This window comes from Petrotoga halophila DSM 16923, from assembly GCF_002924615.1.
Window position 1 is genome coordinate 26,585 of record NZ_JALY01000226.1, and the last position, 10,466, is coordinate 37,050.

Annotated in this window: 8 protein-coding genes; 6 read left to right on the forward strand and 2 right to left on the reverse strand. The window is 33.6% G+C overall.

Going from position 1 to position 10,466, the window contains the following annotated elements; all coding sequences use genetic code 11:
• Positions 1-8 precede the first annotated feature (8 nt).
• From glgX to AA81_RS11160, 6 genes are all read left to right on the forward strand, one after another.
• Positions 9-2,168 carry a glycogen debranching protein GlgX gene (gene glgX / locus AA81_RS11135; protein ID WP_103899046.1) on the forward strand — a complete coding sequence of 720 codons (2,160 nt, stop codon included), beginning with the start codon at positions 9-11 and terminating at the stop codon, positions 2,166-2,168.
• Between the two features lie 17 nt (positions 2,169-2,185).
• The gene (locus AA81_RS11140; RefSeq protein ID WP_103899047.1) at positions 2,186-3,850 is read left to right on the forward strand and encodes a formate--tetrahydrofolate ligase; all 1,665 of its coding nucleotides are present in this window, start codon (positions 2,186-2,188) and stop codon (positions 3,848-3,850) included.
• A 78-nt stretch (positions 3,851-3,928) separates the two neighbouring features.
• The gene (locus AA81_RS11145; protein WP_103078415.1) at positions 3,929-4,744 is read left to right on the forward strand and encodes a bifunctional 5,10-methylenetetrahydrofolate dehydrogenase/5,10-methenyltetrahydrofolate cyclohydrolase; all 816 of its coding nucleotides are present in this window, start codon (positions 3,929-3,931) and stop codon (positions 4,742-4,744) included.
• Between the two features lie 2 nt (positions 4,745-4,746).
• On the forward strand, positions 4,747-5,919 hold the full coding sequence (locus tag AA81_RS11150; RefSeq protein WP_103899048.1) for a MalY/PatB family protein: 1,173 nt from the start codon (positions 4,747-4,749) through the stop codon (positions 5,917-5,919).
• A 256-nt stretch (positions 5,920-6,175) separates the two neighbouring features.
• The gene (locus AA81_RS11155; RefSeq protein WP_103899049.1) at positions 6,176-7,909 is read left to right on the forward strand and encodes a phospho-sugar mutase; all 1,734 of its coding nucleotides are present in this window, start codon (positions 6,176-6,178) and stop codon (positions 7,907-7,909) included.
• A 29-nt stretch (positions 7,910-7,938) separates the two neighbouring features.
• The gene (locus tag AA81_RS11160) at positions 7,939-8,835 is read left to right on the forward strand and encodes a tyrosine-type recombinase/integrase (RefSeq protein WP_103078418.1); all 897 of its coding nucleotides are present in this window, start codon (positions 7,939-7,941) and stop codon (positions 8,833-8,835) included.
• Between the two features lie 84 nt (positions 8,836-8,919).
• Here the strand turns inward: AA81_RS11160 and AA81_RS11165 are convergent, their stop codons facing one another.
• The gene (locus AA81_RS11165) at positions 8,920-9,423 is read right to left on the reverse strand and encodes a nucleotidyltransferase domain-containing protein (RefSeq protein ID WP_103899050.1); all 504 of its coding nucleotides are present in this window, start codon (positions 9,421-9,423) and stop codon (positions 8,920-8,922) included.
• 131 nt (positions 9,424-9,554) lie between these two features.
• Positions 9,555-9,692: a hypothetical protein gene (locus tag AA81_RS14280; protein ID WP_169999758.1), complete on the reverse strand. Its 138-nt coding sequence runs from the start codon at positions 9,690-9,692 to the stop codon at positions 9,555-9,557.
• Positions 9,693-10,466: the final 774 nt, after the last annotated feature.

The window sequence follows — 10,466 nt, forward strand, 5'->3', positions numbered from 1 at the left end:
GTGACATTATGGAAGGAACAAAAATAAGTGAAAAAACAAAGTTTAACATAAGTAAAGGATTCCCAGTTTTAGGTACGTCTATCGAAAAAGGTGGAGTTAATTTTGGTGTTTTTTCAAGAAACGCGACATCAGTTATTTTGGAGATATATGAAAATTACTATGATGAAGAACCAATGTTTAAATACGTTCTCGATAAAAAAGAAAATAGAACCGGTAATATTTGGCATGTTTTTGTTGAACAAGTAAGAGCCGGAATGTCTTTCGGTTGGCGTATGAATGGCCCCTACAAACCAGAGAAAGGATTTAGATTCAACAAAAACAAATTGCTTTTGGACCCTTATGCCAAAGTTATTGGGGGAACGTTAGATTTTACAGAAGAGTCTATTTTTGGTTATAATAAAAATGATCCGAAAAAAGACCTTAGTTTTTCCACTTTGGATTCTGCAAGATCTCAAGTCAAATCCATCATTTGGGATAGTCGTGAATACAATTGGAAGAACGATGAGCATCCACGTTATAAACTAAACGACATAATTATTTATGAACTGCATGTCAGGCTTTACACGATAAATCCAAATTCTCATGTAGAACATCGAGGAACTTATAAGGGAATCGCGGAAAAAATAAATTATTTAAAAGATTTAGGAGTAAACGCCATTGAACTAATGCCTATTTTTGCTTTTCCTTTGAACGATACCCCCAACGTTAATCCTATAACTTGTGAAAAATTAAAAAATATATGGGGTTACAATCCGGTTAACTTTTTTGCTGTGACGAGTAATTACAGATATGGTGTAAAAATTGGGGAGGAAATAATCCAGTTTCAGGATTTAGTTTTTGAATTACACAAAAATGGAATAGAAGTGATATTGGACGTTGTCTTTAATCACACAGCAGAAGGAAATGAATTGGGACCAACTCTCAATTTTAGAGGTTTAGAAAACTCCGTTTATTATCTTTTGAACAAAGATAACCCAAGATATTATGAAAATTTTTCAGGAACTGGAAACACTATTAATTCAAGCCATTACGTGGTGAAACAAATGATTTTGGATAGCTTGAGGTATTGGGTTTCCGAAATGCATGTAGATGGTTTCCGGTTCGATCTCGCTTCCATTTTAGGGAGAGATTCAAAAGGAAATTGGATTGGCGATCTGTCTCTGTTAAAAGACATTGCTGATGATCCTATCTTGGCAGGAACTAAACTCATAGCGGAAGGTTGGGATGCCGCTGGAGGATACTACGTTGGTGATTTTCCTACGGGATGGGCAGAATGGAATGGAAAGTTCAGAGACACGGTAAGAAGATTTGTGAGAGGCGATAATGGTGTAGTTTCAGATTTAGCAACAAGAATAGCTGGAAGTCCAGATCTTTTTGAAAAAAGAGGTAGAAAGCCTTACCATAGCGTCAATTTTATTACTTCTCACGATGGATTTACCATGTGGGATTTAGTTTCCTATAACAATAAACATAATGAAGCTAATGGGGAAAATAATCGTGACGGAACCAACGCTAATTATAGTTTCAATTACGGGGTTGAAGGAGATACTAACGACGAAAATATAATAAGACTCAGAAAACAACAAATTAAAAATTTCATCACAATATTAATGGTATCACAAGGGTTACCAATGATTTTAATGGGTGATGAATTCTGTAGAACTCAATTTGGTAACAACAATGCTTACTGTCAAGATAATCACATTTCATGGGTTGATTGGAGCAGAAAATTAAAATTCAATGATATTTTTAATTTCACAAAAAATATGATCAACTTTAGAAAAAGTCATTGTGCTTTAAGAAGAGACCGATTTTTCACAGGAAGAGATCTAAGTGGTGATGGAATAGCAGACATAACTTGGCATGGAGTTAAGCCTTTTAAACCCGATTTCGGATATTATTCTCACAGTCTTGCTTTCATGATAAGCGGCGAAGACTATATTCAAGGATGTAAAGAAAGAGACAATGATATATATGTGGTTTTAAATTCTTTTATAAAAGATTTGCAATTTGAAATTCCAAAATTACCGAATGGGAAAAAATGGTATAGGGTAGTAGATACATCCCAAGAATCACCCAAAGATTTTCTCTTAGAACCTTCTATAATTCAAGATAATTACTACACAGTACATTCAAGGAGCTCAATAGTTTTAATTTCAAAAAAATAAAAAGGAGGAGTTTTTCAATGCTTTCTGATATTGAAATTGCAAGATCTGCAAAACTCAAAAAAATTGATTTAATAGCCAACGAGCTGGATATTCCAGAGGAGTACTACAACCTTTACGGTAAAAATATCGCCAAAGTTTCCCACAAATATTTGAACGAGCTTAACTTCAAAAATGACGGTAATTTAATAATGGTTACAGCTATTACTCCAACTCCTGCCGGTGAAGGAAAAACTACAACAAGTATCTCTCTATCCATGGCTTTAAACAAAATCCACAAAAGATCGATAGTAACACTAAGAGAACCTTCTTTGGGTCCGGTAATGGGTATAAAAGGTGGAGCAGCAGGAGGAGGGTATTCTCAAGTCCTCCCTATGGAAGACATAAACTTACATTTTACAGGAGACATTCATGCTATTTCCTCAGCGCATAACTTGGTGTCTGCAGTTTTAGACGATTATATAAAGTACAACAAATGTGACATAGATTCAACCGAAGTCTCTTGGCCTCGCACTATGGACATGAACGATAGGGCCTTGAGAGAAATAATAGTTGCCTTGGGTGGAAAGAAAAACGGTTATCCTAGACAAGACGGTTTTATAATCACCGCTGCTTCAGAAATAATGGCAATATTATGTTTGGCAGAAAATCTTGAAGATTTAAAGAAAAAATTATCTAATATAGTAGTTGCACGAAATAAAAAGAGAGAGCCAGTGACTGTAAAAGATTTAGAAATTACAGGTGCTCTTTCTGTATTGTTAAAAGATGCAATTAATCCTAACTTAGTTCAAACAATAGAAAATACACCTGCCTTCGTTCATGGTGGACCATTTGCAAATATAGCTCATGGTACCAATTCTATTTTAGCAACTAAACTTGCTTTGAAACTTTCTGATTTCGTTGTAACCGAAACTGGTTTTGGTTCTGATTTAGGAGGAGAAAAATTCTATGATTTTGTTTCTCCGACTTTTGGGTTAAAACCATCAGCAACGGTTTTGGTAGCTACAATAAGGGCTTTAAAATACCATGGGGGACAAGACAAAAAAGAGTTGAATACACCCAACCTTGAAAGTTTAGAAAAAGGGTTGCCCAACTTGCAGGTTCATGTTGAAAACCTTAAAAAATATAATATTCCTGTGGTTGTCTCTTTAAATAAATTTTACTCAGATACAGATGACGAAATCAATATGGTAAAAAATTATTGTGATAAATTAGGCGTAGAGGTAAGTGTCAACGAAGGGTTTGAGAAAGGTTCAGAAGGTGCTATAGACTTAGCTGAAAAAGTTGTAAAAGCTAGTGAACAGCAATCCGAATTGAAAAGTATATACAATTTTGAAGATCCTTTAGAAGTTAAAATAGATAAGTTAGCAAAAAATATTTATCGCGCCGCTAAGGTTGAATATTCTTCACAGGCCTTATCAACAATGAAATTTTTGAAAAAATACGGATACGAAAATCTCCCTGTAATTGTAGCAAAAACCCAGTCTTCCATATCCGACGATCCTAAAAAACTTGGATTTCCAAAAGATTATACATTCACAATACGCGATTTTGAACTTTCTGCGGGTGCTGGTTTCATTGTGGCATTGGCCGGGGATATATTGAGAATGCCTGGACTTTCAAAGATCCCAAATGCCGTCAATATGGACATAGACAAGGAAGGAAACATTTCCGGATTGTCATAAAAAAACTAATAGAAAGATACTTATTTAGCTTCATTTCACACAAAGAGCTATATCATTGCTTTTAGGGGGTATCACATCATGTTAATTGAAGTAAAAAAAATTATTGATGAGATAAAGGTAGAAGTATCATCACTTAAAGAAAAAGTTCTTTATGAACCCAAACTAGTAAGTTTAGTTGTTGAACCTGACGAATCTACCAAATCTTATCTTAATTCTCAAAAAAGAAATGCAAAAAAATATGGAATCAACTTAGAAATCGTTGAAAGTAGTGATTTGATTAATGATCTAAGGAAATATAACGAAGACGATGATACAGATGCTATCTTTGTTGCAAGACCTTTAAAAAAAGGATACACTGAACTAGATATAGCAAAACATATCAATCCCGAAAAAGATGTTGAAGGGGTAAGTTTGCACAACATTGGTTCTATGTTCTACGAAAAAGAATTATTTGTGCCTTGTACGGCTGAAGCGGTAGTGAAAATAATAGAAGATACAACTGACGTTAAAGGAAAGAATATCGTTATCCTTGGGAGAAGTACAACGGTAGGAAAACCCGCTGCAATGATGCTCCAAAGACACGGAAGAGATGCCACTGTCACGGTCACACATACAAAAACTAAGAATTTAAAAGAGATATCCAAAGAAGCGGACATCTTGGTTGCTGCAATAGGAAAGGCTAATTTCGTTGATAGAAGTTTTGTAAAAGAAGGAATGATTGTTATTGATGTGGGTATTAATGTAGTGGATGGAAAGATAGTAGGTGATGTAGATAAAGATGTCTCAGAAATTTGCCAATTAACACCTGTACCCGGTGGAGTTGGAAGTGTCACAACAGCTATTCTAATGAGAAATGTTTTTAGAGCAGCTAACAATAAAAAGGGAGATTTATAATCTTGAAATACAATTTTGACGAAATTGTGGACAGAAAACCAACAGAATCAGTAAAATGGAACGGTGTAAAAAAACTTTATGGTAGAGACGATGTTATTCCAATGTGGGTAGCGGATATGGATTTTAAATCTCCACCTGACGTAATTGAAGCTTTAAAAAAACGAGCAGAACATGGGATATTTGGATATCCAATGTTAGACGATTATTATTTTGACTCTTTTATAAATTGGATCGAAACCAGGCATGGTAGTGAGGTAAAAAAAGAGTGGATAGTGACTACTGACGGTGTGGTTGACGCTTTAAAAGTAGCGATACTTGCCTACTCCAAACCAGGAGACAACGTTGTAATTCAAACACCTGTTTATTATCCTTTTTATAATATCATCAAATCCAATGGCCGAATGATAATAAAAAATTCTCTAAAATTTGAAAACGGAAATTATAGCATGGACTTTGATGATTTAGAAAAGAAATTATCACTCAAAAGAACGAAATTATTGATCTTATGTAATCCACACAACCCGGTTGGAAGAGTTTGGAAAAGAGAAGAATTAGAAAAGCTAGTTCAATTATGTGTTAAACATAACGTTATCTTGTTATCGGACGAAATACATTCAGATCTGGTATTTTCTCCCAACAAACATATTCCAATATTTTCAATCTCACAAGATATAAAAGGGTCTTCTTTAACTTTTTATGCCCCAAGTAAGACATTCAATTTGGCTGGCTTAAAAGCCTCGTTTGTTGTTATTCCAAATGAACAATTACGAATAGAATACAAAAATGTAATCGAGAGCCTTACAAGCGATAATTTAAATATCTTTGGAATGGTTGCAGCTAAAGTTGCTTACGAAAGAGGTAAAGATTGGCTTAATGATTTACTAAGTTACTTAATGAGTAATATTGATTACGTGTACGATTTCTTCAATGAAAAACTACCTAAAGTAAAATTACAAAAACCAGAGGGGACATATTTAATGTGGTTAGACTTTAGGGCATATGGAGATGAACAAAAAGTCAAAGATATACTCGTAAACAAAGCAAAAGTTGGTTTAGAAGAAGGTAGCATCTTTGGAGAAGAAGGTAAAGGCTTTTTTAGAATGAATATTGGATGCCCTATATCTATTTTAAAAGATGCATGCAACAATATCTACGATGCTTTTAAAGATTTATAAAAATAATAATTCATTGTGGGCAAGCTACAGGGCTAAGCCATACTCCTTTATCCTTCTGGGTGGGTTGCTAGGCTGAGCCATACTCCTTTATCCTTATGGGCGGGCAGCGGGGCAAAGGGGCGCTAAAGAAGGGTTAGATATAACTTACATTGATGTAGGTATTTTTGAAATATTTGAGTCCGAGAAATTTTGTTTAAAGCATGTTTTAGTGTTTCCAAAAACAGTAAAAAGCATACAACTAAGGAGGCAACAAACTTTGAGAGATTACAAAAAAATCTACTATGAATGGTTAAATAGTCCATATATAGATGAAAAAGCAAAAGAAGAATTAAAAAGTATTGAAAACAATCCAGAAGAGATAGAAGAAAGATTCTACAAAGATCTCGAATTTGGTACAGCTGGATTGAGAGGGAAATTGGGTATAGGTTCAAATATGATGAATATATACACCGTGGGCAGAGCATCTCAAGCCCTTGCTGATTATATAACAGACTTCGGTGAAAAAAGGATGAAGATGGGCGTTGTAATAGCCTACGATGTACGCCGCTTTTCAAAGGAATTTGCAAAAGAATCTGCATTAATCCTTGCGGCAAATGGTATAAAAGCTTATTTATTTAACGATATCAGGCCCACGCCCGTTTTATCCTTTGCTGTCAGATATTTGAAAACTACTGCTGGAATAGTCGTTACCGCTAGTCACAATCCGAAAGATTACAACGGTTACAAAGTTTATTGGGACCAAGGGTCTCAAATATTAGATGATGTTGCCAATGGAATAGTAGAAAAGATTGAAAAGATAGGATACGATTTTAGTAAAATAAAAAAAATAAGCGAAGAAGAGGCAATAAACAAGAATTTACTTCAATACATTTCAAAAGAAGTCGATGAGGAATACATTCAAAGAGTCGAAGATTTGACGTTAAGGGATGAAGAGGTAGATAAAAATATAAAAATAGTTTACACACCTTTGAATGGAACATCAAATAATTTTGTCAAAAGGGTACTTAAGGATAGAGGTTTTAAAAATGTCTTCATAGTTAAGGAACAAGAACTACCTGATCCGGATTTCAAAAGTGTTGCCAATCCAAATCCAGAATACGAAGAAGCCTTTGAAGAGGCAAAGAAATTAGGTTATGAAAAAAATGCCCAATTACTTTTAGCAAATGATCCCGATGGCGATAGAACCGCTTTAGAAATTTTAGATGACAACAATTACAAAATGTTAAACGGTAACCAAGTTGGAGCTCTTTTGGTTAATTATATACTGGAAAGTAAAAGTGAAAAAGGAAGTTTAGAAGATAACTCTGTTATCATAAAATCAATAGTTACAGGAGATCTCACAAAAAGAATTGCAAAAAAATATGGTGTATCCGTTCTTGAAACGCTTACTGGATTTAAAAATATTTGTGGGAAAGAAAACGAATTAGAAAAAGAAGGTAAGAGTAAGTTTCTCTTTGGTTTCGAAGAAAGTATTGGTTATATATACGGCACCTTTGTGAGAGATAAGGATGGAACTATTGCTTCTATGCTTATATCAGAGATGGTTGGATACTACTCTAAAAAAAATAAGAATTTACTTGACGTACTAGAAGATATTTATCAGGAATTTGGTTACGAGTTGGAAAACAATTATTCTCTTGTGCTTGAAGGAGTTGAAGGCCAAGAAAGGATCAAGCGAATAATGGAAAAGTTTAGAAACAACTTCCCCAAAGAAATGGGGGATCTCAAACTTGAACAATACGCGGATTATTTAAAAAGAAAAATATACAATTTAACAACAGGTGAAATTAGCGATATAACCGATATACCTTCATCTGATGTTTTAAGATTCTGGTTTAGCGATGGTTCATGGTATGCAATTAGGCCTTCCGGAACAGAACCAAAACTAAAAATATACATATATTCAAACGATAAAGAAAAAGAAAAATCAAAAGCAAAGCTCAATTTAATTAAAAATACCGTTGATAGTATCATAGAACATGTTGTTTAGCGTTTCACACCTTGTTGGGGGAAAAAACTATGATGGATATAGATAATACATCAGACTCTATAAAAGATAAAGACAAAATCGAAGGATATATCTCAGAATTTTTATCATATCTGAAATTCGTCAAGCGAAGGGCAGACTCAACCATATATGAATACAAAAAAATATTGAATAATTATAAAAAATTTGTTCAAATCTATGGTCTTACCCGAGGATGCTTTCTTAAATATCTTGAAGAGATCTCAAATCTATCTCAAAGAACCATAAAACTTAGGATAGTTGTTTTAAAATCCTTTTTGAACTACCTATACGAAAATGGCGAAATATCTGGTAAAAAATATTGGAAGGATGCAAACGCAAAGATCCCGAGTGACGTTCCTAAAGGCTTGACAGAAAGTCAAATCAAAGTTTTTTTCTCCGTTATTGAAGATAAATTTGACAAAACTTTTTATTCATTATTATTAAAAACGGGTTTAAGAATTTCAGAAGCCTTATCGTTAGAAAAAGAACATATTATTTTTTACGATGATCATGCCGAGCTTGTTATAAATGGGAAAGGAAACAGAGTAAGATATCTAAAGATTTCAAAACAATACGCAGAACAATTAGTAACCTTTGCAAACGGTAAAAAATACATATTTTCAAATGACAACGATGTTCCAATAACTTCTAGAACTATGGAGAGAAGATTTCAAGATTACGTTATAAAAGCCAACAAAAAGATCGATCAAATCAGAGTAAGTGGGTATAACAATATAAATTATATCAACGCAACCCCCCATGCATTAAGGCACACATGCGCAAAAAGGCTTTTAAACTCGGGAAAAAATTTAGAGGAAGTTCGATACATACTTGGACATACGACCATCTCAACTACCGGGATATACGTTAGATCTGATAGCCATAATTCAGTACTAGATCAAATATAACAACTTCAAAGTTACCTCTTAAAAAGTTCCCCGTTAAGTTGGGGAACTTTTTAATAAAATTGGTTCTATCACGGTAGCCTTTTATCAGCTGTTAGACGATGTGCTGCCCGAAAATTCATCTTTACTTTTCATCCATTTCCTCAACATCTCTGCTTTCTCTATCCTACCCAACTTCAAATATGCTTGGTATTCATACTCCAGGGAGAGTACAGCTACTTGCATTCCTTCAACCTCTATAACCCGCTTATGACGGTCCAAATCTACTGGGGGCTCCCAATTCTCATCTTCAAACCTCTTTTGAATGTCTCCCATGATCTCCACTTTGATTCCGTCAATCATCAATTCGCCAAAGTGCGAGCGAATCCTCTCTGCAGAAGAGAACCTAACTTTTTTGGTTACGAAATCAGAAAAATGTCGCTCAATCTCATAGGCCCCTCGTTGATCAGTCTGGATGTCAATGTCATTGGGCTCTACGGGCACACCTTGAAGCGCAAAGCCGAGGCTTCCTGTAACTACCCAGTTCACATTGGTGTTATTCAGTCGGTTGTATATTTTGCGCAGAACCTCAAGATACCGTGGATCTATCATTGTGCTTCCTCCTTATCTGTAAGCTATTTATTGCTTTGTTGAACAATCTTTCAGTTTTATTATACACCCTATTTCCACCATCTATCAACGAATTAGATCATATTAGATGTTCTTGAAAAAGTTCGGTTAGATCATAATTCGATATTTTTTCTTTTTAATATTTTTGCTGTATAATTGCTATGAACTCTCAATTCTTGATTTTGTAATTTGTAATGATAATTAGGATTATATTTTTCTTTGTTCTTTACTAGTGAATATATTATTCTCAACAATTTTCCCACTACAGCTGATACAGCAACAATATGTGATTTACCTCGAGTACGTGAATTTCATATAATAGTTTTTGAAATATTCATCCTTGAACCCGGTTCGGGATGTTTCCTTTCATTGAGTTTGATTTTATCTTTCTTGGTAAGGTCGTTAGGATTTTTTCTATATTTTTTGGTTCTTTTCCAAAAAATATTTTGTTGTTTATTATATATTGAACTTTACATTGTATAATAAAATTTACAAAAGTATAATGTATTTACTATTAAAAGAATCATTCCTATTAGATATAATTAGGTTTAATATACAATTTATCTATAACGTAGAATGAAATATATAATGTATATATGGTCTTTGAAAATTAAAATATAACAAAACAGATCAACAATAAACTAATGATTCAAATTTTTCCAGTGACAAATAAAAAAGTAAGTAATTTAGTAAAAATTATAAAAGAAATTCCTGTCGGAAAACCTAAGTTTTCCGACAGAACGAGTTGAACAATCAAATAATACAAATTTTAACCTATAAAATCTTTTATTTATGCTAATCACAAACCACCTCTTTGTAAGAAGCCCTGAGAGCCTTTGAATTTTTTAATAAATATAAAAATTAATATCTTAAATTTAATTCTCAAAATTAAGCGTTTTACGAAGACCCTTTTCCTTTGGAAGGGTTACGTAAAAATTTTCACGAACAATTTTAGATGAAAATTCAATTTTTCCCCTTTACTCAGGAAACTCTTTCATATACATTGTATATTTATATCATTTTGT

What these genes read in the sequence shown, in the direction of transcription:
- glgX (WP_103899046.1), top strand. Translation starts at nt 9, where the DNA reads ATGGAAGGAACAAAAATAAGTGAAAAAACAAAGTTTAACATAAGTAAA.
- AA81_RS11140 (WP_103899047.1), top strand. Translation starts at nt 2,186, where the DNA reads ATGCTTTCTGATATTGAAATTGCAAGATCTGCAAAACTCAAAAAAATT.
- AA81_RS11145 (WP_103078415.1), top strand. Translation starts at nt 3,929, where the DNA reads ATGTTAATTGAAGTAAAAAAAATTATTGATGAGATAAAGGTAGAAGTA.
- AA81_RS11160 (WP_103078418.1), top strand. Translation starts at nt 7,939, where the DNA reads ATGATGGATATAGATAATACATCAGACTCTATAAAAGATAAAGACAAA.
- AA81_RS11165 (WP_103899050.1), bottom strand. Translation starts at nt 9,423, where the DNA reads ATGATAGATCCACGGTATCTTGAGGTTCTGCGCAAAATATACAACCGA.